The organism is Streptomyces yokosukanensis, assembly GCF_001514035.1.
Taxonomy (GTDB): domain Bacteria; phylum Actinomycetota; class Actinomycetes; order Streptomycetales; family Streptomycetaceae; genus Streptomyces; species Streptomyces yokosukanensis.
In genome coordinates, this window is sequence record NZ_KQ948207.1 from 109,986 (window position 1) to 135,340 (window position 25,355).

The window sequence follows — 25,355 nt, forward strand, 5'->3', positions numbered from 1 at the left end:
TCCGACCGCGTCTTCTCGACGCTACGACCCTACGGCCGTTTGCACCAGTCGCGCAGGTCGGGCCGCGTGTCAGCCGTGTTTGACGGTCAGGCCGTAGAACGCGACACGGGCGCCGTTGGTGGTGCTGTCCGACGAGGACTGGTTGTAGGAGCCGGCCTTGAAGTACTGCTTGTACTGGTCGAAGGACGACGGGATGCCGTAGTGGGTGGTGGTGCCGTTGACGGTCAGGTCGATGGTGTCACCGCCCGAGACGGCGATGGTGTAGCTCCAGGTCTTGCCGATCGACACATGGCCCACGGTGTGCGGAGTCTGCCCGCCGGAGGGCGAGTTCTCCGTGCCGAGGACGATGTCGCCGTTCGCGTGGTAGTACAGCTCCAACAGCGGCTTGGTGGAGGAGCCGCCGGTGCCGAGGTGGATCTGCCCGACGCACACGTTCTTCGTCACGGACACCACGCGCAGGGTCGCGCTCATCTTGTGCGTGCCGGACAGCGCCCAGTCGGCGGCGCTGCCGTCGCGGTTCATCTCGCGCAGCTCGGAACGGGCGTAGTTGGAGTTCGGCGTCGTGACGCCCTTCTCGGGCGCCCAGAAGGCCATCGCACCGTCGCGGGTGTCGGTGTAGAAGTACGCGTCCTGGTAGCCGTTCGCGCCCTGGAGCCTGGACGAGGCGATGGTGGTCGGGTGGCCGGGGGAGCCGACGGGCTCCTGCAGCTCCCAGACCGAGAGGTCGAAGTTGCCGCCGGGCGCGACATGCGGATCGGCGGCGCTCGCGCCGGTGCCGCCGAGCACGGTGAGCGTGAGGGCGAGGCCCGCGGTGAGCGGCATCGCGAGGAGCCGGGATCGGGTCATGGGGGGTCCCTTCGTCGGACCAGGATGCGTTCAACATGATGAACGCTGAACGCATCCTTGGTCGCCGGTGACCCGAGAAGCTAGAGGTCTGAACCAGGCACGTCAAGAGGTTCAGCAGCTGCCCTCGTCCTGCCAGGGCCCCCATTCCGAGGCGCCGGGCACCTCGTTCTGGGTCCACCACTTGGCCTTCCAGTTGTGCCGGCCGTACGAGACCTCGTTGCCGGCCGTGTACACCGCCGATGCGCTCCAGGCGGTCTGGCAGGAGGTGGGGGTGGGTGTCGGAGTGGGAGTGGGGGTGGTGGTCGGCGGGGTCACCCCGGCGAACTGCACCGAGTACTTGGCGAAGTCCCAGGAGTTCTGCGCCACGCTGGAGCATGTGCCGGAGGTGCGGCCCCCGTTGTCGGGCGGGGTGCACTGCCGGTCACGGTTCAGGGACCAGAATGTGAACCGGTCCATGTTGTGGCTCGTCGCGTAGTCCAGCACGGTCTGGAAGTCGGACTGGGTGAAGATCTCGCCCGTGTCGCTGCGGCCGTTCATGCCGGAGAAGCCCTCATGGGCGTACGCGGTGGCCTGGTCCCAGCCGAAGGTGGACTGCAGGATCGAGTTGAAGTTGGTCAGCGCGCTGGTCTGGCCGGCCGCCCCGTTGAATCCGCCGTCGAACGGCATGATGGAGAAGTTGTTCGGGGTGAAGCCCTGCGACTTCGCCTCCAGCAGCATCTGCTTGCCGAACCAGCCGGTGCCGTCCGCGGTGCCGGCCGTCGTCACCGAGACGTACAGTCCGGGGTTGTTCTGCTGGAGGATCTTGGCCGCGCCGATCTCGTTGTGGATCGCCGCCGTGTTCTCGTACTCCGGCTCCTCCAGGTCGAAGTCGATGGCGTGCAGCCCGTACTTGGTGATGACCTGCTGGTAGGCCGCCGCCGTGGACGCGGCGTCCGCGCAGGCCTGGCCGAGCTTCGTGCCGCCGTAGCCGCCGATCGAGACCGACACGTCGCCGCCCTTGGCGCGGATCGTGTTGATCATCGACTGTACGGCCGTGTCCGAGTCGACGGACGCGGTGCCGCCCCAGGTCGGGGAGCAGCCGCCGCCGTTGGGGGCGAGGATGAAGGCCAGCTGGAAGGCCTTGAGACCGGTGGCGTCCATGATGGCGGCCGGGTCCGGCGGGTCGTTGTCCAGCGGCATCAGATAGGGGGCGGCGGCGTACCACCGGTCGCCGAGCGCGGTGGTCGCGCCCGAGGCGTTGCTCGCGACGAGCGCGGTGGTGCCGGCGGCGGCGAGCGTGACGGCCGCCGCCGCGCCCAGACATGCCCGAAGACGTCTCACTGCGTGCCTCCAGAGGGTGGGGGTGGGGAGTCCCCAGGGCAGGGGAGCCCCACCCTCCGGGAGCTGTTGCGGTCACGTCAATAATCTGGACTAGACCAACGCGCTCTTTGGACTAGACCATACGATTCCTTTACCTCTTGTCGACCAGGCGCACGGTGAAGCCCCGGTCCAGCGGCAGGGCCGGCGTGGTGAGGGTCGTGACGTGCGTGCCGGCGTCGTACGACCAGGCGGAGTCGGGCAGTTGGCGCCGGTCGAGGAGGATCCGCCGGGGCGCCGCGTCGCCGTGCACCGTGAACCGGTAGCCGCGGGCGTCCACCTTGCCGGCGTAGTCACCTCGGCTCGCGCCCACCGAGACGGTCGTCCCCTGGCCGTCGGCGCGCACGGAGACCTGCTGGGCGGCGGCGGCACCCTTGGCGAAGTCGCGGGTCGCCCCGTCGTCCTCGTAGAGGGTGTAGCGGTTCGTGCCGTGGGCCGCCGGATACAGGTCCCAGTCCAGCTCGTGGGTGTCCCTCGTCTGCCAACTCGTGGTCCCCTTCGGCCACATCGGCACGATCGCGCCCTCGCGCACGAACAGCGGGAGCGTGTCGAGCGGGGCGTGGTAGCCGTTGAGCGTGGTCGGGCCCTGATAGGTGCGGCCCGTCCAGTAGTCGGTCCAGGTGCCCTTGGGCAGATAGATGCCGTCGCGGGTGTCGGAGTCCTGGTAGACCGGGGCGACGAGGAAGTCGGGCCCGGACAGGAACTCGTACTTCGCCTGGTCGGACAGGGTGCCCGGGTCGTTCGGATACTCCAGCCACAGAGGACGCACCGCGCCCACCCCCGTCTTCGCCGCCTCGGCGGACAGCGTGTACATGTACGGCAGCAACCGCTCCTTCAGCTGGAGGTACTTGCGGTTGACGGACGTGTACGGCTCGCCGTCCAGCCAGGGCTGCTGATCGGCGGGCTTGCCCGTGGTGATGTCGCTCGCCCAGCCGTCCATGGTCATGATGGCCGGCAGGAACGCCTTCCACTGCAGGTCGCGGGCGTACATCTTGGCGTCGTGGCGGTAGATGCTGCCCACGTCACCGGTGTTGTAGGCGATACCGGACATGGTCGCCCCGGCGTACGTCGGGATCTGCCAGCGGATGTAGTCCCAGGACAGCTTCTGGTCGCCGCTCCACAGCACCCCGCAGCGCTGGGCGCCCGCCCAGGACACCGGCAGCCAGACGAAACCGCGCGCGTCGCTGTTGTCCTCGATGCCCTTCTTCGCCGCGTCGCACGCGTCCAGCGCGAACTTGTAGCCGTTGCCGACCCAGGCCACGTCCAGCTTGGCCACCCGCTGGCCCGCCTTGACCTGCTCGGCGAGCTTGTCGATGCCGTCCTGGGTCCACAGGCCGAGCTGGGCGTGGTGGTCCTCAAGGCCCTTGGCGGTCTGCGCCAGGTTCTCGTAGCCGCACCCGTAGCCGTCGTTGACCAGCATCCAGCCGAGCGGCATCTGGTGCTCGGTGTACCCGTCGGCGATCTTCAGCGCGTCCAGGGTGTGCCGCTCGCCCCGGTTGGCGTTGTGCAGATAGCAGTCGGAGTCGCCGGGTTCGAGGCCGTACACCGGAGGCATGAACGGCTTGCCGACCAACGACGTGTACTTGCCGATCACCTGCTTGGCGTCACCGAGGAAGTAGTAGGCGTCCAGACGCCGTTCCTGCTGGCCCGTGGTGACCGGTTGGCCGAAGGTGTACACGCCGGGGGCGAAGGTGTTGCGGAAGACGCCGTAGCCCGCGCTGGAGAGGTAGAACGGCTGGGAGTTGTTGTAGCCGCCCTCGTCCCAGTCGAAGCTGTTGGACACGTACATGGTCTGCCCGCGGTGCGAGAAGCTGCCGTTCTGCTCGCCGCCGCCGAAGAACTGCTCGTCCGCGCCCCGTGCCAGGCTCTGCCGCATCCCGCCGGTCGACCAGCGCAGCGGCTTGTCCTCCTGCCAGATCCGGGTGCGGTTGTCGGGCTTGTACAGCCCGAAGCGCAGCGGCTTCTTGTACACCCGCAGCACGGCCTGCGGGGAGCGGATGCCGTAGTAGTCGCCGGCGTCGAAGGACGAGGTGTGCCGCTGGAGCGCGGGTTCCTTGCGGACGATCGCGGTCCCCGCGGGATCGCTGAGCGAACCGGACGGATCGGCCTGGAGCCGGAGCTGACCATCGGTCAGGAAGTCTGCCTGCGCCGTCAGTTGCCCGGCCTCGACGCGGTAGCTGCCGTCGCCGCCCGAGAAGGACGTGAGATCGCCCGCGTCGGTGGTCGCGGGCAGGTACGCGGTGCCCGTGAAGGAGTTGTCGTGCACGTCGTACGGCACGACCAGGACGTGGTACGTCCCCGACGCCCGCGGGACGACCGTGGCCTCCGGGTCGGCGGTGCCCGCGCTGGACGCCACCTGCTTGCCGTGGTCGTCGTACACGTACAGGTCGAAGTCGTCGGAGGGCTTGTCCCATTTGATCGACAGCGGGACGCCGCCCTCGGGGTTGTCGTCCCAGTAGCCGTCCGGCACCGAGACGGTCAGGTCGAAGCGGTCGCAGACCTTGTTGTCGGGGTCGGCGGCGGCGTCGGGACAGCTCTCCGTGCCCCCGCCGGTGCCCTTGGCGTAGACCGGGCTCTGCCAGCCGACGCTGCCGTGGGCCGGGTCGAGCACGGCACCGGAGGCGGTGGCGGCGGCCTGGGCGGATGCCGGGGCGGAGAGCACGGTCGCCGCCAGGGCGGTCGCCAGCCCCAGCGGTACCCAGGCCGGCCATGGCACACGGTGGCGCAGTCTTCGTGGTCTTTGCACGGCGGAACAGCTCCCCTCGCAGCACTGCGGACTGACTGTTCTTGCAGTTGATGCTCGGATGCGCTTGAAACAAGCCTCAATCGAGCAACTTCACGCACGAAGACTCGGGGCTGGCGCAGGTTCATGTCAAGGGCGGGGTGTACGGGACCCGAGCCGGACACGACGGGGGCCGGCCCCCCGCGGACAGGGGCCGGCCCCCGACGTACCCGACGCACCCTCGGGCGGATGCGGGTGGGATCGGCCGGTCGTCAATCCCGCGACGGTCGACGGAGCTCGGCCAGGGTCAGCACATCGCCCCCGATGCCCCAGCCGCCGTCGGCGACCTCCTCGACCAGGACCATCGTGGCGGCACGGGCCCGCTCGCCGTAGATCTCGACGTACAACTCGGTGGTACGGGTGACGATCAGCTCCTTCTGCTCGTCGTCCAGGGATCCGGCGGGGACCTTGAAGTTCGCGAAAGGCATGGAGGACTCCTGAGGTGAGAGGGTGTCGGTCGGCAGGACGGGTCAGACGATGCCGCCGTTGGCGCGCACGACCTGACCGTTGACCCAGTGGCCGGCCGGTGAGGCGAGGAAGGCCACCACGTCGGCGAGGTCCACGGGCGTGCCGAGGCGTTCCAGCGGCGGCTGCGCGGCCGGCCGCGCGACGGTCTCCTCGTCCTTGCCGTCCAGGAACAGATCGGTGGCCGTGGGGCCCGGGGCGAACGCCAGGCTCACGACGGAGCTGGAGAACCCGACGAAGGCGCCGCCCCGGCGCAGCGTGCGGGCCGCCTCGCGGGCGACCACGAACGTGCCCCGGATGTCGCTGCGGTGCATCGTGTCCAGCTCCGCGAGGTCCAGCTCGGCGATCGGCGCGAGACGCATCCGGCCCGCCGCGTGGACCACGACGTCGACTCCGCCGAACTCGGTCGCGGCCGCCCGGAACAACTCGGCGACCTGCCCCTCGTCGGCGATGTCGGCGCGCACGGCGACCGCACGGCCGCCGACCGCGGTGATCCCCCGGGCGGCGGCCTCGGCCAGGTCGCGGTTGCCCGCGTACCCGATCACCACGGCGAAGCCGTCCGCGGCGAGCCGGGCCGCCGTCGCCCGGCCGATGCCGCGCCAGCCTCCGGTGACGACGGCGACCCGGGGAGCCGAGGGGCTGGTTGGTTCGGCGGACATCGGATCTCCCGTGGCTGTGGGGCGTGCTGCCCGGTGCGTGACTCCACCCTGGGCCGCCGCGCCGGCGCGGACCACGGCTGCGTTCACCCTGGGGTCGGCGACCCCTGGCTACGCGTCCCGAGAAGCGTGACGATGGACGGCGTGAACCATGCCGAGCTGGCCGCCTTCCTGAAGTCCCGCCGCGACCGGGTCCGCCCCGCCGACGTCGGCCTGCCCACGGGCCCCCGCCGCCGGGTGCCGGGCCTGCGCCGGGAGGAGGTCGCCCAGCTCGCCGGGCTGTCGGCCGACTACTACACCGAGCTGGAGCGCGGCCGGGGTGCCCAGCCCTCCACGCAGGTGCTGGCCGCGCTCGCCCGCGCCCTGCGGCTCGGCGGCGACGAACGCGACCACCTCTTCCATCTCGCCGAGCGCCCGCTGCCGCTCGCCGCGAGTGGACCCACCGCGCTCGTCCAGCCCGCCCTGCTCGGCCTGCTGGACCGGCTCACCACGACCCCCGCCCAGGTCATCACCGACCTGCACGAGCCGCTCGTGCAGAACCCTCTTGCCAGGGCGCTGCTCGGCGTGATGCCGACCGGGCGCGGGCCCGAACGGAGCGTCGTGTACCGGTGGTTCACCGACCCCGCCGCCCGCGGCCTGTACCCGGCCGAGGACCATCCGCACCACTCCCGCGTCTTCACCGCCGACCTACGGGCGGTCGCGGCCCGGCGTGCCAAGGACGCGGACGCCACCCGGCTGGTGGCCGTGCTACGCCGGCGCAGCACGGAGTTCGCCGAGCTGTGGGAGCGGCGGGAGGTGGCTCTGCGGCGCACGGACCACAAGCGGATCGTCCACCCCTCGCTCGGCGTCATCGAGCTGGACTGCCACAGCCTGTTCAGCGAGGACGGCCGCCAGCGGCTGCTGTGGTTCAGCGCCCCGCCCGGCACCGAGGGAGCCGCCCAGCTCGAACTGCTGTCGGTGATCGGCACCCAGGACCTGAGCGCCGCGGCCGACGGCCTGGGGCACCGGCCCCGCTGAAGAACCGACGACTTGTCACCGATGTCCGCAGACCCGTGGCGGACCGTCCGCCGACTGAGGCACCCTTGACGGAGTGCGTACTGTTTGGCGAGGTTTGGGCAGTGGCGCACGGAGGGGAATTCTGCGCACATCGGAACCAGTGGCAGGACGCGCCCGGCGCGTCGTGGGGGGAGCGATCGCCGATGCGATCCATCAGCCATGATCCACACGCCTCACCGACCCGTGCCGGCTTCGGCACACCGCTCGTGGAGCCGGCGGAAGGGCGGGCGAACTGAGGTGGAGATCACCATCCACAGACCCGGCGAGCTGACGCCCGAGCTGCGCGGGGCCTGGCACCGCGCGATGGACGAGTCGCCCGAGTACGCCAACCCCTTCCTCGCACCGGAGTTCGCGATCGGCGTCGGCCGGTACCGGGCCGGGGCGCGGGTGGCGGTGCTGCGCGAGGGCGGGGAGCCCGCCGGCTTCTTCCCGTACGAGCGGGGCCCGTTCGGCACCGGACGGGCCATCGGGCTCGGGCTGTCCGACTGCCAGGCCCTCGTGCACCGGCCCGGAGTCACCTGGAACGCCGAGGAACTGCTGCGGGCCTGCGGGCTCAGCATCTTCGAGTTCGATCATCTCGTCCAGGAGCAGCGGCCGTTCGCCCCGCATGTGACCGGCACCTTCGCCTCGCCGGTGATCGATGTGAAACCGGGCGACGGCGGCTATCCGGAGTGGCTGCGCGGCACCTATCCGGGGCTGGCCAAGACGACCCTGAAGAAGGAACGGCGGCTCGGCCGGGACGTCGGCGAGGTGCGGTTCGTCTTCGACGAGCGCGACCCGGAGATCCTGCGCACGCTCATGCGGTGGAAGTCCGCGCAGTACCGCAGGACCGGCCGCATGGACCGGTTCGCCCGGCCCTGGATCGTCGCTCTCGTCGACCATCTCTTCCGCCTGCACGAGGAGCACTTCACCGGAGTGCTGTCCGTGCTGTACGCGGGCGACCGGCCGGTGGCGGCCCACTTCGGCCCCCGGTCGAGCACCGTGCTCGCAGCCTGGTTCACCGCGTACGACCCCGAACTGCACTACTACTCCCCGGGGTTGATGATGCATCTGCGGACCGCCGAGGCGGCCGCGCGGGCCGGGGTGACCCTGGTCGACCTCGGCCGTGGCGACAAGGAGTACAAGGACTGGCTGAAGACCCGCGAACTGCGGGTCGCCGAGGGCTTCGCCGCCCGCGCCCATCCGATGGCGCTGGCCCAGCGGTTGTGGCGCCGGCCGGTCCGCGGGCTGCGCAACACGGTGCTGGCCCATCCGGGCCTGCGCGATCCCGCCGACCACCTGCTGCGGACGGTGGGCCGCCTCCGCGTCCAGGGTGCGCCGGCGGCCGCCCGGAAGAACCGCCTCCCGGACGGCTAGCTACTGACAGGTTCTCGTCAAGAATTCGCCAAGCGGCGGACGATTTCGCGCCGGAGTGGTCGGGTCTCCTGCGTCGGCAGTGTCGATGCATCCCGGAGGTCCCTGGTGTCCGTACCATCCCGCAGAAGACGGTGGTTCACACTCTGTGCGCTCACCGCTTCCGCCGCCCTCGTCACGATCCCCCCGTCCGCCGCCTCCTCTCACTCGCCGAGCCCCTTCGGCGTCCGCGCCGTCCGGCAACTCGCCGCGGAGCGCGAGCAGTCGGTGGGCGCCATGTCCCCGCATGCGGCGGCGGACGATGGCGACGGCAACGAGGCGGACGAGATCGCCGAGGGCGCGGACCAGTACGCCGAGGCCCGCACCTCACCGGGTGTGGTCGCACCGGGCGCGTACGGCGCCGCCTGGCACGACCTCACCAACCTCCCGAGCACCGGCGGCAGTTGGCGCAACATCACCGACCTGCCGTACGACTCCGACGACCCGCGCTACCGCGACGTCGACTCCAACTCCAGCGGCGGAAGCGGCAACGTCACCGGCCGGATGGCGGCGATCGCCGCCGACGACGACGGCTACGTCTACGCGGGCAGCGCCGGCGGCGGCGTGTGGCGCTCACGCACCGGGGGCGGCCACTGGCGGCCCATCAGCGACCGGCTGCCCGCCCAGTCCACCGGCGCCCTCGCCCTCGACGGCGCGGGCCGGCTCTGGCTGGGCACCGGCGAGGCCACCACCAACTCCGACGCCTACCTCGGCAGCGGCGTCTACGTCCTCACCCACCCGCACCACGGCACCTTCTCCGAGCGCAGCCGGGTCGGCGGGGACGAGCTGGAGAGCACCACCATCCACGAGCTGCGCTTCGGCGGCGGCACGGTGTGGGCGGCCACCAGCGAGGGCGTGTGGAGCCACTCCACCCGGCGGCTGAGCGGCCCCTGGAAGCTGGAGTTCGCGCCCAACCCCGACTTCCTGCCGGGCGGTTCGCAGGCCGGCGACCCGGACGCCCCCTACAAGAACATCGCCAACGACATCGCCATCGACCCGGCGGACCCCTCCAAGGTGGTCCTCGCCGTCGGCTGGCGCGGCGGTGACGACTACAACGGCTTCTACACCAAGGTGAACGGCGCCTGGACCCGGACCACCGGCGGCCTCGGTGACCTGCCGGCCGACGCGGACGACATCGGCAACGTCACCTTCGCCCGCTCCGCCGACGGCTCCCGCTACTACGCCATCGACCAGTCCCCGAAGCAGCTGAGCACCAACCCGGACAGCGGCCTGGAAGGCATCTACGTGGCCAGGTCCGGTTCGCCGGCCGGCCCCTGGACGAAGATCGCCGACTACAAGGGCCTGGCCGCCGACAACTCCGCGCTGACCACGGCCGGTTACATGCCGGGCGTCCAGGCCTGGTACAACCAGTTCCTCGCCGTCGACCCGAGCGACGCACAGCACGTGTACGCCGGCCTGGAAGAGGTCTACGAGACCAAGGACGGCGGCGGCAGCTGGTCGACCGTCGGCCCGTACTGGAACTTCCCCTTCTCCTGCTGGAGCATCGACCCCTCCCGGCAGACCGGCGCCTGCCACCAGACCACCCACTCCGACCAGCACGGCGTCGCGATCGGCCAGTACCACGGCAAGAGCTTCGTGTACGTCGGCAACGACGGCGGCGTCTACAAGCGCCCGGTGAACGGCGCCCAGGACGGCTCCGGCCATGCCACCGACTGGACGTCCCTCAACGACGGCACCATCGACACCCTGCAGTACTACTCCGTGGGCATCGGCAAGGACCTCGACCACGGCGGGGTGTCCGTCACCGGCGGCCTGCAGGACAACGGCCAGTCCGTCCTGCGGAGCAACGACACCGTGATGGGCTCGAACTTCGGCGGCGACGGCGGCGACACGCTCACCGACCCGGCGAACGGGTGCGACATCGCGCAGGAGTACGTCTACCTGGCCGTTCAGGTCACCCAGAACTGCGCGCTGAACAACGGCAGTTGGAGCACGGACCCGACCAAGGCCACCTCGTACTCCGTCGCCCCGCCCGACAACGCCACGAGTGAGGCCCGCTTCATCGCCCCGCTCGCCACCGACCTGAGGAACGGCGACACCTGGATCGCCGGCGGCCGCCACATCTGGGTCCAGACCCATGGCTACGCCATCCGCAGCGGCTCCGAGTGGACCAGCGTGCACGACTTCGGAGCCGGCCGCACCGCGACCGCCGTCGCCGCCTCCGGCGGGAAGATCTACGCGGCCTGGTGCGGCCCCTGCAACAACCAGGGCTTCGCCCGCGGCATCGCTGTCGGCAACGCGGACGGCAGCGGCTGGCACGACATCAGCCTGCCCGTCGACGGGACCGTGCCCAACCGCTACCTGAGCGGCTTCGCCGTCGACCCGCACCACGCCGACCACGTCTTCCTCGCCGTCAACGGCTTCTCCCGGCACTGGACCGAGGGCCCCGGCGCGGGCGTCGGCCACGTCTTCGAGTCCACCGACGGCGGCACCACCTGGAAGGACATCTCGGCGAACCTCCCCGACGTGCCGGCCAACTCCCTGCTGGTGACGGCGGCCTCGCCGTCGCCACCGACCTCGGCGTCGTCCACCGCGCGCCGGGCCGCACCACGTGGCAGCGGGTCGGCAGCCTGCCCGCCGTCGCGGTCCTCCAGCTGAAGACGAGCCCCGACGGCGGCACCTTGTACGCCGCCACGCACGGCCGGGGCATCTACACCGTCAAGGTGCGCGACATGCGCTGACCGCCGCGTGCCCCGGGTGGCCCCGGTCCTGCGGGGCCACCCGTGCCGCGGCGGGAGGCTCAGCCGCCGCCGCGGACCGCACGTCCCACCTCCGTGCGCAGCGCCACGAAATCCGGCAGGCTCCGTGTGCCGATCTGGTCGCGCTCGCCCGGCAGGTCGACCCGCAGGTCCCGGACGACACGGGAGCCGGGGCCGGGGGAGAGCACGACGACGCGGTCGCCGACGTACACGCTCTCGTCGATGTCGTGGGTGACGAACACGATGGTCGTGCCGTCCGCGCGGTGGACCTCCAGCAGCAGGTCCTCCAGATCCTCCCGGGTGCCGGCGTCCAGCGAGCCGAACGGCTCGTCCATGAGCATCAGGGACGGCCGGCAGACCAGGGCACGGGCGATGGCGACGCGCTGCTGCATGCCGCCGGACAGCTCGCGGGGACGGCGCCGGGCGACCCCGTGCAGCCCGACGCGTTCGAGGATCGCCTCGGCCTCGGCCCGCCGGGCGGCGCGCCCGAGGCCCTGACGGCGCAGCGGCAGAGCCACGTTGTCGCGGACGGTGAGCCAGGGCAGCAGCGAGCGGCCGTACTCCTGGAAGACGACCGCGAGGTGCTCCGGCACCCCGGTCACCGGCGCCCCGTCCAGGGTGATGGTGCCCTCCTCACCGGGCAGCAGCCCGGCGACGGAGCGCAGCAGCGTGGACTTGCCGCAGCCGGAGGGCCCGACCACGCTGAGGAGCTGCCCGTCGGGCACGGTGAGGCTGATGCCGTCCAGGACGTGCTGGTCGCCGAAGTGCCGGCTGACGGAGTCGAGGCGCAGCATCCCTCACCCCGCCCAGGGCTCGTACAGGGTGCCGGCGCTGCCGGTGACCCGCAGGTGCAGCAGGAAGGGGCCCGCGTCGTCGCCGCGGCCGAGGGCCGCCTCCAGCGCGGCCGGCAGCTCCTCGGCGTGTTCGGCACGGGCCGCCGGACAGCCGAAGGACTCCGCGAGCGCGGCGAAGTCGATGCCGGTGATGTCCGTCCCCGGGACGGGCGCCACGCCGATCCGGCGGCCCAGCGCGCGCACGGCCGCGTAACCGCCGTTGTCCACCAGGACGTAGGTGACCGGGGCCGCGTGCCGGGCCGCGCTCCACAGCGCCTGAACCGAGTACAGCGCCGATCCGTCGCCGACCACGCACACCACCCGGCGCCGGTCGGCGAGCGCCCGGCCGACCGCGAGCGGCAGGCCCCAGCCCAGCGCGCCGCTGCCCGTCGTCAGGAAGCCTCCGCTCAGCTCGATGGGCACGCGCGCGTGCAGCGCGTCGCGGTGGCTCGGCGCCTCCTCGACGAGGACCCGGTCGTGCGGCAGCCGGGCGCGCAGCAGATCGAAGAACAGCTCGGGGGTGATGTGCCCCTCGGCGCGGGCCGGGGCGGGAGCCGGCCGGGGTGGCGGCGGATCGCGGTCGGGCTCCTTCAGCAGTTCCGTCAGCCGGGCCAGGGCCGGCCGCAAAGTGGTGACGAGGCTGGTGCCGGCGGGCAGCCAGGCGGCCTGGCCGGGGTCGCAGTCCAGGTGGAACAGCTCGGTGCCGGGCGCGAGCGGCGGCCCGTCGTCCGCCACGTGATAGGTGAACACCGGTGCGCCGAGGGCGACCACCACGTCGTACGGGGCGAGGCGCGCGGCCAGTTGACGTGCGACCGGCGGCAGGAACCCCTGGAACAGCGAATGGGACTCCGGGAACCCGGAGCGGCCCGAGAGCGGGCTGATCCACACCCCGGCCCGGAGCCGCTCGGCCAGCGCCCGCACCTGCTCCAGCGCGTCCTCGTCGTCCACGCCCGGACCCACCACCAGTGCCGGGCGCGCGCTGTCGGCCAGCCGCGCGGCGAGCGCGGCGAGGGCCTCGGGGTCGGCGGTGAACGCCGAGTGCACCGTACGGGGCGCGACGGGCTCGGCGGGCCGGTCCCAGTCGTCCTCGGGCACGGACACGAACACCGGGCCGCGCGGATGCGTCATCGCGATCCGGTACGCCTCGGCGAGCACGGCCGGCACGTCCGCGGCCCGCTCCGGCTGGCGGGCGGACTTCACGTACGGGCGGGGGAACACGGCCGGTTCGTCGGCGCCCAGGAACGGTCGCAGCTGGAGCAGTGAGCGCGCCTGCTGGCCCGCCACGATCACCAGCGGCACGCGGTCGCGGAAGGCGTTGAACACCGCGCCGAGCGCGTGCCCCACCCCGCCGGCCGAGTGCAGGCTGACGCAGGCGGCCCGCCGGGTGCCGAGGGCGTGTCCGGCCGCCATCCCGACGGCGACGGACTCCTGCAGCCCCAGCACATAGGTGAAGTCCTCCGGCCAGTCGCGGAACATCCGCAGCTCCGTGGAGCCCGGGTTGCCGAAGACCGTGGTCATGCCGGTCTCGCGCAGCAGCCGTACGACCGCGTCGCGGACCGTGGTCGTCGTCATGCCGTCCTCCCTGCGGACGTACGGGGCCCGAGGAGCCGTTTCTCGACCGCCAGCAGACCGGTGTTGAGGAGATGTCCGAGCGCGCCGAGCAGCAGCAGCGCCGACCACACGGTGAGCAGGTCGGAGCGGGTCTGGGCGTCGGTGAGCGTGAAGCCGATGCCGTTGTCACTGCCCGGCAGCAGCTCCGAGAACACCATCAGGATCAGGCACAGCGACAGGCTGAGCCGAAGCCCGGCGAAGATCCGGGGCAGTGCCGAGGGCAGGATCAGGAACCACAGCCGTTCGGGCGCCGTCAGCCGCAGCACGGCCGCAACCTCCAGCCGCAGCGGGTCGGTGGCCCGTGCGCCCTCGGCCGAGTTGACCAGCACCGGCCATACGGCGCTGAACGCGATCGACGCCACCTGCATGGGCGTACCGAAGTCGAGGACGACGACGAACACCGGCACCAGCGCGGGCGGCGGCACGGCCCGCGCGAACTGGAGCACCGGGTTGCACAGCGCGTACGCCCGGCGCGAGCGGCCCATCGCGATCCCCAGGGTGATCCCGGCGACGGCGGCGAGCGCGAACCCCGCCGCCATCCGGCAAAGGCTCGGCAGGATGGTGTCGACGGCGGCCGAGGTGAGGAACAGATGGCCGACGGGCCCGGAGAACCACAGGTCACGGGCGTGCCGGACGATGCGCAGCGGCGGCGGGAAGTAGACGCTGCCCCGCGCGCGGGCGGCCAGCTCCCAGCAGGCCGCGGCGACGAGCAGCACCGACCAGCGCAGCAGGAAGGGGACGGCGGTGGCGCGGGGCGCACCGGGCGCGGAGCCTCGTCCGTACCTCACGCTCGGCTCCGAGCCGGCTTCCGTTGCGCCGGGCCCGGTTCCCGCGCCCAGGCAAACAGCCGCCGCTCCGCGCCGACCAGCACGCCGTTGATCACCAGCCCGAGCACGCCCGCCCACACCACCCCGGCCAGCACGTCCCGGGTGCCGTCCGGCTCCGTCTGGGCCTCGGCGATGAAGATGCCGAGGCCCTGCCCGAAGCCGGAGAGGATCTCCGTCGCGACGGCGAGGATCAGGGCGACCGATGCCGAGATCCGCACGCCGGCGGCGATGAACGGGGCGGTGGCCGGCAGCTCCACCCGCAGCAGCACGGCGACCCGTCCGAACCCGAAGGCGCGCAGGGTGTCCTTGGCCAGCGGGTCGGTCTCGGCGAGGCCGTAGACGGTGTTGAACAGCACCGGCCAGAGCGAGGCGTAGGCGATCAGCGTCACCTCCGTCCGCGTGCCCGACCCGAGCAGCAGCGACACCAGCGGGATCAGTGCGACGGACGGCAGCGGCCGCAGGAACTCGATCAACGCGCGCACGGCGGCCTCCACGACCGGCACCGCGCCCAGCAGCAGCCCGAGCGGCACGGCGATCGCGCAGGCGAGTCCGAGGCCCAGCGCCCACGCCCGCAACGTCACCCCGATCCCGTCGAGAAAGGCCCGGTCACCCGCCAACCGGGCGGCACGGGCGAGGACTTCGGAGGCGGGTGGCAGATAGGCGCGCCGCACGATCCCGGCCCGGGAGACCGCTTCGCAGGCTCCGAAGGCCGCCGCCGCGCCGAGCACGCCGAGCAGGAAGTCCTGACGTCGTGTCATTTCACCAGCAGGGGCGCCGGGTCGATGTCCTTCTTCAGCAGCCCCTCGGTGCGCATGAGGCGGACGAGCCGGCGCAGCGCTGCGGGGTCGGCGCTCACCGGATAGGCCGGCAGATGGATCGACGTGGCCTGGCCGGCGCTCACCTTGGCGTACCTGGGCAGCTCCGTACGCACCGCCCCCGGGTCCTCGGCGGCGAGCTTGGAGGCGGCCTCGACGGCGCGCCGGAAGCCCTCCGCCGCCTCGGGGTGCTTCTTCACGAAGTCGCCCGTGGTGATGTATCCGCTGGCCGGCAGGCCCCGGGCCGGCCCCGAGCCGCCGTCCAGCAGCACCCGGGCCCCCGACTCGCCCTGGACGGCCGTGTCGAAGGGCTCGACCACGTGCGCGGCGTCCACCTGGCCCTTCTCCAGGGCGGGACCCATCTGCGGGAACAGGATCTGCCGGTAGACGGGCCGCCCGGCGCCCCGGGCGTCGAGGATCGCGTTCAGGGTCAGGGACTGGATGTTGTTGAGGACGGCGACGGCGACCTTCTTGCCCGCGAGGTCCGCGGGCGATTTCAGGGCGGAGTCCTTCGGCACGAGGACGTCCATCATGTGCGGGGCGATCCGGACGCCCTCGGCGAGGATGCGCAGATCCAGGGTGCCCTTCTCGTACGCCTGGAAGTAGGTGACGTAGTTCGCGCTCGCGATCACGCTCACCTGGCCCTTGAGCAGGGCGGGCAGCGCCTGGATGCTCTGCTGCACGGGCTGGATGCGCACGTCCAGGCCCTCCTTGGCGAACAGCCCGCGGTCCCGTGCGAGATAGAGGGCGGCGGAGTCGGTGAGCGGCAGTGCCGCGACGGTCAGCTGCTGCCGCCCGTCGGCGGCCGACGTGCCGCCGCTGTCGCAGCCCACGAGGACCAGCGCCGCCGCGGCCACGAGAGAGGCGAGCCGTTTCGTTCCCGAACGTGATCGACGTGATGCCATACGGGCATGACTACCCCGACATTGTCATGATCGCTACAGATCGGGCCGGATTTCGGGGCCTTTGGAGAAATACGCGGCGAGTTCGGGACCCCGGGCAGCCATGCGCCCGGTCAGACCCGTGGACCGGCGACGCGCAGGGCTGCCGCGCCGGACGGCGGCGCGGTGTCGGCGGCACCCGTGACGGCCGTCCACCAGTCCGCGCCGTCCTCGACATAGCGCAGCAGCACACCCTCGCGGACCGCCCAGGGGCAGACGACGGCTCTGCGCAGCCCCATCAGCTTCAGCGCCGTGTGCCCGACGACGGCCCCGGCCAGGCTCTGCGCGGCGCGCGGCGCGGAGATGCCGGGCAGCCGGGCACGCTCGGCGGCGGGCATCGCGGCGAGGGTGTGGACCGCCTCGCGCAGATCCCGGCAGTGCAACTCGCGCTGCACGAACGGGCCGTGCCGCCCGGGAGGCGCCCCGCACAGCCGGGCCAGCTGCTGGAACGTACGGGAGCTGACCGCGGCGGTGCGCGGCCGTTCCCAGCGGATCCGTGAGGCGACGTCCCGCAGCTCGTGGCGGATGCGGCGGCGCAGCTCCTTCAGCTCCGCGGGCCCCGGCGGGTCCTGGAGGCCGAGGTACTCCCGGGTGAGCCGGTTCGCGCCGAGCGACAGGGCGGCGGCGAAGTCGGGCAGCCGGCCCCGGCCGAAGGCCACGTCCAGCGCACCGCCGCCGATGTCGAGCACCGCGAGCGGGCCGGCCTGCCAGCCCAGCCAGCGCCGGGCCGCCAGAAAGGTCAGCTCCGCCTCGGTCGCCCCCGGCAGGGTGCACATGCGGATCCCGGTCCCGGACACCACCCGGCGCAGCACCTCCTGCCGGTTCGGCGCGCTGCGCACCACCGCGGTGGCGAAGGCCAGCGGCCCCGGCGCATGCCACATCCGGGCCGTCGCCCCGGCCGCGGCCACCGCCTTCTCCAGCCGCTCCACCGCCTCGTCGGCGATGGTGCCGTCCGGACCGACGTGTTCGGACAGGCGCAGCTTCCACTTGACGGTGTGCACCGGCAGCGGAACACCGCCCCGCACATCCGCGATCACCAGCCGAACCGTGTTCGACCCCGCATCCACCACACTCACCCGCATGGCCGGGGACTACCCATTACGCCGCCAAAAACCCGTCATGTGCGCGTTGCCTCCGCGCACGGCACGGCCCGGCGTGCCGCACGGACCCGCCGGCCACCCGCTGTCCGGATCCGGGCCCCCGGCCGTCCGGAAGCCCGCTCCCCGCCCTTGGATGCCCTTAGATGGTCACCACCACTGTCGGCGCGAGGAGCGGCACTTGAGCACGACGCAATCGACGAGGGTACTGGTCATCGGCGGCGGCATCGCGGGCACCGCGACGGCGCTCGGACTCCACAAGGCCGGGTTCGACGTCACCGTGTGCGAGGCACAACCGGACACGGCCGAGGACATCGGGGCGTTCCTGACCCTCGCGAGCAACGGGATGCGCGCCCTGGCCGAGCTGGACGCCTCGGACGCCGTCACGGCCGTGGGATTTCCGCTGACTTCGCTGCGGCTGCTCGACCACGAGGGCACCGAGCTGACGCACGCACCGCTCGGGGAGGTGGCCGACCCCGCGCTGCGCTACCGCTGTCTGCGGCGCGGCGACCTGAACGCGGCCCTGCAGGGCGAGGCGGTCCGGCGCGGCATCCGCCTGCGGCACGGCACCCGTCTGGTCGCGCTCACGGACGGCCCGCACGGCGTCACCGCCGCCTTCGCCGACGGCAGCGCGACCCACGCGGACCTCGTCGTGGGCGCCGACGGGCTGAACTCCACCGTGCGCCGGATCCTCACTCCCGGTGTCCGGCCCACGTACGCGGGCCAGCGGGTCTTCTACGGCTACTGCGGCACCGCACCCGTCGCGGACGGCACCGGTGTCATCACCATGGTCCGGGGCAGCGAGAGCGCGTTCGGCTACGCGGTGTCGCCGGACGGGCAGACGTACTGGTTCGCCCGCGTGGGCACGGAACCGCTGCCCGCGGGCCGGTCCGCGCACCGGGCCCCCTGGCGCGAGGAGTTGCTGCCGCTGCTGCGCAAGGACGCCACCCCCGCCGCGGACATCGTCGCGGCCTCCCAGGACCCCGTCATGGTCACCAACGCCACCGAGATGCCGCTCGGCGCGTTGTGGCAGAAGGGGCGCGTCCTGCTGATCGGCGACGCGGCCCACGCGGCCTCACCGGCCACCGGCCAGGGCGCCTCGATGGCGCTGGAGGACGCCGTCGTCCTCGCCAAGGCACTGCGGGACCTGCCGGACGCACCGGCGGCGTTCACCGCCTACGAACGGCACCGCCGTCCACGGGTGGAGCACAACATCACCGTCAGCGGCGGTATCTCCCGAGGCGGCCGGAACCCCTCCCGCCCGGGGCCGATCGCGACCCGGCCCGCGGCTCCGGACGAGGCACTGATCCGCCAACTGGTCTGGGACAGCAGGCTGTCCGCCGCCCCGCCCGAGGAGGCCTGAGCGGCGCACACCGGGCGGACACGCTCGGGCGGGAGTACGCAGACGGCGCCGGAGCATGCCGGGACCGTGCGCGAAAGTGCAAGAGGCGGAGCACTGGAGTCCATTGCCGGGGAAAGCGCCGGAGCCGGATCGTTCCGTGCAACCGGCCCTTCGGCAACAAGGAGCACAGTTGCGACTCTTGAGCAGAGCAGGCGGCGCCCTGGCCGCGACCGCCGCCCTGGTCCTGGGCGGCGGCATCGCGTCCCCGGCGTCGGCCGCCCCGTCCGCCGACGCCACCTACACCGTGACCGTGGGGACCCCGGTACCCTTCACGCACCCCACGGACACCCCCGCCAGCCCCTACCTGGACCGGGACGGCACCTTCCACTACCAGCAGTCCGCCGCCCTGTACGGTGCCGCGGACCCGCGCACCTGGGACTTCTACACCGGCAAGGACTTCGACTCCGCGCGCTTCGACACCGCCCTGAGCAAGGCGGTGAATCCCGCCAACTCCGCCGACCGCAACGACGACACCACCTGGCGCTGCAACAACAGCCCCACCGGCCGGGAGGCCACCTACGCCCCGAGCGGCTCCGGCTACGCCCAGAAGAACTACTGCGACCTGTCCGGGGTGTGGGTCGACCCCGACACCGGCGACTGGTACGGGCTGGTCCACAACGAGTTCACGCCGCAGCCCTTCGGCGACGGACTGCACTACGACGCCATCGACTACGCCGTCTCCACCGACCGCGGCCGCACCTGGACCGTCAGGGACCATGCGATCACCTCGCCGTACAGCACGAAGCGCGGGGACACGACGGCCTTCCCGAACCAGACGTACTCCTACGGCGACGGCGACCAGCGCCTCTTCGTCGACACCGCCTCCGGCTACTTCTACGTCTACTACGGCTCCCGGATCATCGACAAGAGCGGTGGCTGGAAGGCGTTCTACGAGCATGTGGCCCGCGCCCCGATCTCGGCCAAGATGGCCCCGGGCTCCTGGCAGAAGTGGTACGACGGCGCCTGGTCCCAGCCCGGCACCGGCGGCAAGGAGAGCAACATCGTCCCCGTCGACGCCGACCACCCCACCGGCCACACCCCCGCCTCCGCCGAGTACGACCCGGCCAACACCGGCACCGCGGCCCAGCAGATCGCGGCCGGCACGATGCCCCCGACCTCGCCGCTGTTCGTCATGAACATCGCCTACGACGCCTATCTCGGGCTGTACATCGGCGAACCGCAGGCCGTCGACCAGAGCGGGAAATCACCGCAGTACCTCTACGCCACCGACGACCTGACCACCCAGAAGTGGCACCTCATCGGGGACACCGGCAGCTACACCAACGCCTCCTGGTACCGCTGGTTCCTCGACAGCGCCAACCGCACCAGCTCCACCGTCGTCGGCAAGTCCTTCCGGTCCTACTGCGCCTTCGGCTGCTCGCACGACGCCTCCGGCGAGTACGTCGACCTCACCGTCGACTCCACCACGCCCGCCGCAGCCCCCATGGACACGGGCCGCGCCTACCGCATCGCGAGCGGCGCGGGCCGGATACTCGCCCAGTCGGCCGGCGGCAGCGCCACCACCTCGCTGACGCGGCCCGCCGGACACGGCCGCGACACCTGGGTCTTCACCCCGACCGGCGACGGCGCCTTCACCATCGCGGGCGCGGCGAACGGCCGGCTGCTCGGTGTCGACTCCTCCTCCGGCGCCGGACGCGCCTGGGGCGCCAAGCCCACCGTCACCGCGCCCCGGGCCGGCGGGCCGTCGGTCGGACAGCAGTGGTTCGTGATCGCCGACGCCACCGGGGGCGGCTACCGTCTGGTCAACCGCTACAGCGGTCTCGTCCTCGGGCTCTCCGGCAGGTCGGGCCGGCTCGCCGAGACCACGCCCGTGCGCGACTGGACGGACAGCAGCGGGAGTTCCGTCGGCGCCGGACGCACCGCCGCCGAACAGACCCTGTCGCTCACCGCGACCTGAGCGCCCCCCTGACTCTTCGGAGCGCTCAACCCTCCTGGACGGCAAGGACGTCCGACTACTCTGCGCACATGACGATCATCAACGGGGAATCCGACGCCCGCCTGGCCGTGGACGCGGCCCAGGCGGGCGCCGCCGTGGTCCGCGACCTCTACGGCAGCCGCCTCGAACGCCACGAGAAGTCCGCCGGCGACTTCGCGACCGAGGCGGACCTCGCCGCCGAGCGGGCCATCCTGGACGTGCTGCGCGCCGCCCGCCCCGAGGATGCCGTGACCGGCGAGGAGAGCGGACGCTCCGGCGCCGCCGACGCCCACCGCCGCTGGCTCGTCGACCCGCTGTGCGGGACCCTCAACTACGCCGTGCGGACCATGCTCGTCGGCGTGAACGTCGCCCTGCGCCAAGGGTCCGAGGTCACGGCCGCCGCGACCGCCGACCCGTTCGGCGACGAGGTGTTCTGGACCGACGGCGACACGGCCTGGGTCCGCGGACACGGCGCCGACGAGCGGCTGACGCCCTCCGCCGGGTCCGCTCTGGTCGACGTCAACCTCGATCCGCCCTTCCTCCACGCACCCGGATTCCACCCGGCCCGGCTCCTCGCCGACCCGGGCTTCGGTGCGCGGTTCCGGCCCCGGGTGATCTCCAGCACCCTGGCGGTCGCCTGGGTCGCCGCCGGCCGCCGGGCCGCCTATGTCACCGACGGCGACCTGCGCGACAGCGTGCACTTCGCGGCCGGTGTCGCCCTGTGCCGCGCGGCCGGCTGCACGGTCACCGGCCTGCACGGCGAGCCCGTGCTCACCGGCGCGGACGGGCTCGTCGCGGCGGCCGACGCGGACACGCACGCCGCACTCCTGGACCTCGTCAAGAAGCAGGAGGCGCAGACGCGTTGAAGGCGATCTCGACGCACCGCGCGCCCGTCTGATGTGATGCCGGCATGACGACGGCCCACGACCTCGCGGCCCGCTTCGGCCCGGCCCTGGACATCCGCCCCGAGAGCCTCGGCGAGGCCGCACAGGACTTCGGGCACCTCGTACGGGCCGAGCCGCTCGGCGTGCTGCGTCCGCACTCCGCCGCCGAGATCGGGGACCTGCTGGAGTTCGCCGGCCCCCGGGGCATCCCGGTGAGCGCGCGCGGCGGCGGCCACTCGATGTACGGCCAGGGCCAGGCGGGCGGCGGGATCGTGCTGGACCTGCGGGCGCTGGACCGGATCGGCCCCGTGACGGACACTCAGGTGACCGTGCAGGCGGGCGCGTTGTGGCGGGACGTACTGGCCGCCACCCTGGCGCACGGGCGAACCCCGCCGGTCCTCACCGACTACCTCGGCGCGGGCGTCGGCGGCACCTTGTCGGCGGGCGGGCTCGGCGGCGCCGGCCACCGGCACGGCCTGCTCGCGGACCAGGTCCTGGAACTGGAGGTGGTGACCGGATCCGGGGAGCACCACTTCTGCTCGCCCGGCCGAGAGCCCGAGCTGTTCCACGCCGTGCTCGCGGGCCTCGGCCAGTGCGCCGTCATCGTGGCCGCCACCCTGCGCCTGGTGCCCGCCCCGGACCGGGTCCGCCGCTACTGCCTGTACTACGCGGACCTCACCCGCTATCTCGCCGACCAGCGGCGGCTCGCACACGAGCAGCGGTTCACCCATCTGGAGGGCCAGGCCCGCCCGGTCGGCGAGCACGGCTGGCAGTACATGATCGAGGCCGTGGCCCCGCACACCGGGCTCGGCCCGCCCGACGACGGCACCCTGCTCGACGGACTCGCGCACGACCCCGCCGCCCTGGAGACGGAGGACCTCGCATACGGCGAGTTCGCCCACCGTGTGGACACGGACGAGGAGGTCCTGACGACGACGGGGGAGTGGCTGTGTCCGCATCCTTGGCTCAACCTGCTGCTCCCTGACGGCAGCGCCGAGTCCGTGGTCCGTGCCGTACTCGCCGATCCGGCCTTCGCCGACCTGCGCGAGACCGGCCTCGTCCTGCTGTACCCGCTGCTCTCCGACCGACTGCGCGCCCCCTTCTTCCGCCGCCCGTCCGGTCAAGTCCTGTACCTTCTCGCCCTGTTGCGCACGGCGCCGCCGGACAGCCCCGGGACCGCCGCCGCGATGGTGGCCGCCAACCGCGCCGCCTACGAACTCGCCCGAACCCAGGGCGCCGTCGCCTACCCCGTCAACGCCCTGCCCCTGTCGGACGCCGACTGGCGCGACCACTACGGGGATCGCTGGCCGGCCCTCGCCGACGCCAAACGGCGCCACGACCCCCATCTCGTCCTGGCCCGGGGACACGGCATGCGGTTCTGAGGGGCCGACGGTGCTCCAAGCCCCGCGGTTCTGAAGGTTCTGACTCCCGAAGGCTTGCCGCCCGTTTGCCTCACCACTTAAATCAACACCTGAACTAAGCCGTCGGGTCGGCCCGTTCGACCCCTCTTCCCGTTGGGAGCCGCCCATGAGAACCCGGAACAGAAGCCGTACGGGACCGAGATGCCTGGGTGTCGCGCTGGCCGCCGTGGCGGCGCTGATCACCCTGCCCCTCGCCCACCCTCCGGCCGCGGCCGCGGCCCAGACCTGCGACACCGCGAACGCCGCCCAGGGCAGGCCCGCCACGGCCTCCTCCACCGAGAACGCCGGGACCACGGCCTCCGCCGCCTTCGACGGCGACGCCGCCACCCGCTGGTCCAGCCGGTTCGCCGACCCGCAGTGGCTCCAGGTCGACCTCGGCACGGTCGAGGACCTGTGCGGGATCGACCTGAACTGGGAGGCCGCCTACGGCAAGGACTTCCAGCTGCAGGCCTCCACCGACGGGCAGAACTGGACCACCCTCAAGACCGTCACCGGCGCGACGGGCGGCACGACGTCGTACGACGTCAGCGGCTCCGGCCGCTACGTCCGGATGTACGGCACCGCGCGCGGCACCGGCTACGGCTACTCCCTGTGGGAGATGGCCGTGCACACCACGGCCACCGGAACGACCGGGCCGGTCCAGGGCGGCGGCGACCTCGGCCCGAACGTCATCGTCGTCGACCCCTCCACCCCGAACCTCCAGCAGAAGTTCGACGACGTCTTCAAGCAGCAGGAATCGGCCCAGTTCGGCACCGGCCGCTACCAGTTCCTGCTGAAGCCGGGCACCTACGACGGCATCAACGCCCAGATCGGCTTCTACACCTCCGTCTCCGGACTCGGCCTCAACCCCGACGACACCCGGATCGACGGCGATGTCACGGTCGACGCCGGCTGGTTCAACGGCAACGCCACACAGAACTTCTGGCGCTCGGCGGAGAACCTCGCCATCAAGCCCTCCGCCGGGACCGACCGCTGGGCCGTGGCCCAAGCCGTCCCCTTCCGCCGCATCCACGTCGAAGGCGGCCTCGACCTCGCCCCGACCGGCTACGGCTGGGCGTCCGGCGGCTATGTCGCCGACTCGAAGATCGACGGCACGGTCGGCCCGTACTCCCAGCAGCAGTGGTACACCCGCGACAGCTCGGTCGGCGGCTGGACCAACGGCGTGTGGAACATGACCTTCTCCGGCGTCCAGGGCGCTCCCGCGACGAACTTCGACAGCGGCCCGTACACCACGCTGGACACCACACCCGTCTCACGCGAGAAGCCGTTCCTCTACCTGGACGGCAACGACTACAAGGTCTTCGTCCCCGGCAAGCGCACGGACGCCCGGGGCGTCTCCTGGCCGAACACCCCGGGCACATCGATCCCGCTCGACCGGTTCTACGTCGTCAAGCCGGGAGCCACCGCCGCCACCATCGACGCGGCCCTCGCCCAGGGCCTCAACCTCCTCTTCACGCCCGGCATCTACCACCTCGACCGGACGATCGAGGTCACCCGCCCCGACACCGTCGTCCTCGGACTCGGCCTCGCCACACTGGTCCCGGACAACGGCGTCGACGCGATGCACGTGGCCGACGTGGACGGCGTACGGCTCGCCGGATTCCTCATCGACGCCGGACCGGTGAACTCCGACACGCTGCTGCGCATCGGCACCCCGGGCACCCACGCCGACCACTCCGCCGACCCCACCACCATGCAGGACGTGTTCATCCGCATCGGCGGCGCCGGACCCGGCCTCGCCACCAACTCCGTGGTGGTCGACAGCGACGACGCCATCGTCGACCACACCTGGATCTGGCGCGCCGACCACGGCAGCGGCGTCGGCTGGGACACCAACCGCGCCGACTACGGCCTCACCGTCAACGGCGACGACGTACTCGCCACCGGCCTGTTCGTCGAACACTTCAACAAGTACGACGTCTCCTGGAACGGGGAACGCGGCCGGACGATCTTCTTCCAGAACGAGAAGGCGTACGACGCCCCGAACGCCGCCGCCGTCACCCACGACGGCATCGTCGGCTACGCGGCCTACAAGGTCGCCGACTCCGTCACCACGCACGAGGCCTGGGGGCTCGGCAGCTACTGCAACTACACCGCCGATCCCGGCATCGTCCAGGCCCACGGCTTCCAGGTCCCGCGGACCGGCGGCGTCACGATGCACGACCTGCTGGTGATCTCCCTCGGCGGCAACGGCCAGTACGCCCACGTCGTCGACAGCACCGGCGCCCCCACCTCGGGAACGAGCACCGTACCGTCCAAGGTGACGTCCTTCCCGTGACCCGTGCCGCCCCGGTCAGCCGCCGGACGGGGTTGTG

At 72.2% G+C, this 25,355-nt stretch carries 18 protein-coding genes and 1 pseudogene; 8 read left to right on the forward strand and 11 right to left on the reverse strand.

Annotation, left to right across the window (positions count from 1 at the left end; genetic code table 11):
• Positions 1–69: 69 nt before the first annotated feature.
• The 5 genes from AQI95_RS03830 to AQI95_RS03850 all read right to left on the reverse strand — a co-directional run bounded on the left by AQI95_RS03830 (position 70) and on the right by AQI95_RS03850 (position 6,108).
• Positions 70–846: a polysaccharide lyase family 7 protein gene (locus AQI95_RS03830; protein WP_067117325.1), complete on the reverse strand. Its 777-nt coding sequence runs from the start codon at positions 844–846 to the stop codon at positions 70–72.
• Positions 847–957: 111 nt separating this feature from the next.
• A complete protein-coding gene (locus AQI95_RS03835; RefSeq protein WP_067117327.1) occupies positions 958–2,166 on the reverse strand; it encodes a carbohydrate-binding protein in 1,209 nt (402 codons plus the stop codon).
• 130 nt (positions 2,167–2,296) lie between these two features.
• Positions 2,297–4,918, reverse strand: a complete 2,622-nt coding sequence (locus AQI95_RS03840; protein WP_067117330.1) for a glycoside hydrolase family 31 protein — start codon at positions 4,916–4,918, stop codon at positions 2,297–2,299.
• 278 nt (positions 4,919–5,196) lie between these two features.
• Positions 5,197–5,412 (reverse strand): tautomerase family protein, encoded by a 216-nt coding sequence (locus tag AQI95_RS03845; RefSeq protein ID WP_067117333.1) that lies wholly within the window; start codon positions 5,410–5,412, stop codon positions 5,197–5,199.
• A gap of 42 nt (positions 5,413–5,454) precedes the next feature.
• Complete coding sequence (locus AQI95_RS03850) at positions 5,455–6,108, reverse strand: SDR family oxidoreductase (protein WP_067117335.1); 654 nt, start codon at positions 6,106–6,108, stop codon at positions 5,455–5,457.
• Positions 6,109–6,249: 141 nt separating this feature from the next.
• Between AQI95_RS03850 and AQI95_RS03855 the strand changes: the two genes are divergently transcribed.
• The 3 genes and pseudogenes from AQI95_RS03855 (at position 6,250) to AQI95_RS03865 (ending at position 11,255) form a co-directional block, all read left to right on the forward strand.
• Complete coding sequence (locus AQI95_RS03855; protein WP_067118660.1) at positions 6,250–7,122, forward strand: helix-turn-helix transcriptional regulator; 873 nt, start codon at positions 6,250–6,252, stop codon at positions 7,120–7,122.
• A gap of 276 nt (positions 7,123–7,398) precedes the next feature.
• The gene (locus AQI95_RS03860) at positions 7,399–8,517 is read left to right on the forward strand and encodes a GNAT family N-acetyltransferase (RefSeq protein WP_067117339.1); all 1,119 of its coding nucleotides are present in this window, start codon (positions 7,399–7,401) and stop codon (positions 8,515–8,517) included.
• A gap of 105 nt (positions 8,518–8,622) precedes the next feature.
• Positions 8,623–11,255 (forward strand): annotated as a pseudogene (locus tag AQI95_RS03865) (beta propeller repeat protein).
• Between the two features lie 59 nt (positions 11,256–11,314).
• On the opposite strand, the gene AQI95_RS03870 reads toward AQI95_RS03865, so the two are convergent.
• From AQI95_RS03870 to AQI95_RS03895, 6 genes are all read right to left on the reverse strand, one after another.
• On the reverse strand, positions 11,315–12,067 hold the full coding sequence (locus AQI95_RS03870) for an ABC transporter ATP-binding protein (RefSeq protein WP_067117342.1): 753 nt from the start codon (positions 12,065–12,067) through the stop codon (positions 11,315–11,317).
• A gap of 3 nt (positions 12,068–12,070) precedes the next feature.
• On the reverse strand, positions 12,071–13,678 hold the full coding sequence (gene mdlC, locus AQI95_RS03875) for a benzoylformate decarboxylase (protein WP_067117345.1): 1,608 nt from the start codon (positions 13,676–13,678) through the stop codon (positions 12,071–12,073).
• Positions 13,675–14,505 (reverse strand): ABC transporter permease, encoded by an 831-nt coding sequence (locus AQI95_RS03880; RefSeq protein WP_067117348.1) that lies wholly within the window; start codon positions 14,503–14,505, stop codon positions 13,675–13,677. Before AQI95_RS03880 ends, mdlC begins: the two co-directional genes overlap by 4 nt.
• Positions 14,502–15,302, reverse strand: coding sequence for an ABC transporter permease (locus AQI95_RS03885; RefSeq protein WP_067117351.1), 801 nt, complete (start codon positions 15,300–15,302; stop codon positions 14,502–14,504). Before AQI95_RS03885 ends, AQI95_RS03880 begins: the two co-directional genes overlap by 4 nt.
• Positions 15,299–16,264: an ABC transporter substrate-binding protein gene (locus AQI95_RS03890; protein WP_067117354.1), complete on the reverse strand. Its 966-nt coding sequence runs from the start codon at positions 16,262–16,264 to the stop codon at positions 15,299–15,301. The genes AQI95_RS03885 and AQI95_RS03890 overlap by 4 nt, the downstream gene beginning before the upstream one ends.
• Positions 16,265–16,374: 110 nt before the next feature.
• On the reverse strand, positions 16,375–17,382 hold the full coding sequence (locus AQI95_RS03895; protein WP_067117356.1) for a Ppx/GppA family phosphatase: 1,008 nt from the start codon (positions 17,380–17,382) through the stop codon (positions 16,375–16,377).
• A gap of 196 nt (positions 17,383–17,578) precedes the next feature.
• Here AQI95_RS03895 and AQI95_RS03900 point away from each other — a divergent pair, with 196 nt between their 5' ends.
• The 5 genes from AQI95_RS03900 (at position 17,579) to AQI95_RS03920 (ending at position 25,318) form a co-directional block, all read left to right on the forward strand.
• Positions 17,579–18,760 (forward strand): FAD-dependent oxidoreductase, encoded by a 1,182-nt coding sequence (locus tag AQI95_RS03900; RefSeq protein WP_067117360.1) that lies wholly within the window; start codon positions 17,579–17,581, stop codon positions 18,758–18,760.
• A 178-nt stretch (positions 18,761–18,938) separates the two neighbouring features.
• A complete protein-coding gene (locus tag AQI95_RS03905; RefSeq protein WP_244188614.1) occupies positions 18,939–20,717 on the forward strand; it encodes an RICIN domain-containing protein in 1,779 nt (592 codons plus the stop codon).
• Positions 20,718–20,785: 68 nt separating this feature from the next.
• Positions 20,786–21,601: an inositol monophosphatase family protein gene (locus tag AQI95_RS03910; RefSeq protein WP_067117363.1), complete on the forward strand. Its 816-nt coding sequence runs from the start codon at positions 20,786–20,788 to the stop codon at positions 21,599–21,601.
• 44 nt (positions 21,602–21,645) lie between these two features.
• Positions 21,646–23,001, forward strand: a complete 1,356-nt coding sequence (locus AQI95_RS03915; RefSeq protein ID WP_067117366.1) for an FAD-binding protein — start codon at positions 21,646–21,648, stop codon at positions 22,999–23,001.
• A gap of 145 nt (positions 23,002–23,146) precedes the next feature.
• Complete coding sequence (locus AQI95_RS03920; RefSeq protein ID WP_067117369.1) at positions 23,147–25,318, forward strand: discoidin domain-containing protein; 2,172 nt, start codon at positions 23,147–23,149, stop codon at positions 25,316–25,318.
• The last annotated feature ends 37 nt before the right edge of the window (positions 25,319–25,355 follow it).

What these genes read in the sequence shown, in the direction of transcription:
- AQI95_RS03845 (WP_067117333.1), bottom strand. Translation starts at nt 5,412, where the DNA reads ATGCCTTTCGCGAACTTCAAGGTCCCCGCCGGATCCCTGGACGACGAG.
- mdlC (WP_067117345.1), bottom strand. Translation starts at nt 13,678, where the DNA reads ATGACGACGACCACGGTCCGCGACGCGGTCGTACGGCTGCTGCGCGAG.
- AQI95_RS03885 (WP_067117351.1), bottom strand. Translation starts at nt 15,302, where the DNA reads ATGACACGACGTCAGGACTTCCTGCTCGGCGTGCTCGGCGCGGCGGCG.
- AQI95_RS03895 (WP_067117356.1), bottom strand. Translation starts at nt 17,382, where the DNA reads ATGCGGGTGAGTGTGGTGGATGCGGGGTCGAACACGGTTCGGCTGGTG.
- AQI95_RS03910 (WP_067117363.1), top strand. Translation starts at nt 20,786, where the DNA reads ATGACGATCATCAACGGGGAATCCGACGCCCGCCTGGCCGTGGACGCG.
- AQI95_RS03920 (WP_067117369.1), top strand. Translation starts at nt 23,147, where the DNA reads ATGAGAACCCGGAACAGAAGCCGTACGGGACCGAGATGCCTGGGTGTC.
- AQI95_RS03870 (WP_067117342.1), bottom strand. Translation starts at nt 12,067, where the DNA reads ATGCTGCGCCTCGACTCCGTCAGCCGGCACTTCGGCGACCAGCACGTC.
- AQI95_RS03890 (WP_067117354.1), bottom strand. Translation starts at nt 16,264, where the DNA reads ATGGCATCACGTCGATCACGTTCGGGAACGAAACGGCTCGCCTCTCTC.
- AQI95_RS03850 (WP_067117335.1), bottom strand. Translation starts at nt 6,108, where the DNA reads ATGTCCGCCGAACCAACCAGCCCCTCGGCTCCCCGGGTCGCCGTCGTC.
- AQI95_RS03830 (WP_067117325.1), bottom strand. Translation starts at nt 846, where the DNA reads ATGACCCGATCCCGGCTCCTCGCGATGCCGCTCACCGCGGGCCTCGCC.
- AQI95_RS03915 (WP_067117366.1), top strand. Translation starts at nt 21,646, where the DNA reads ATGACGACGGCCCACGACCTCGCGGCCCGCTTCGGCCCGGCCCTGGAC.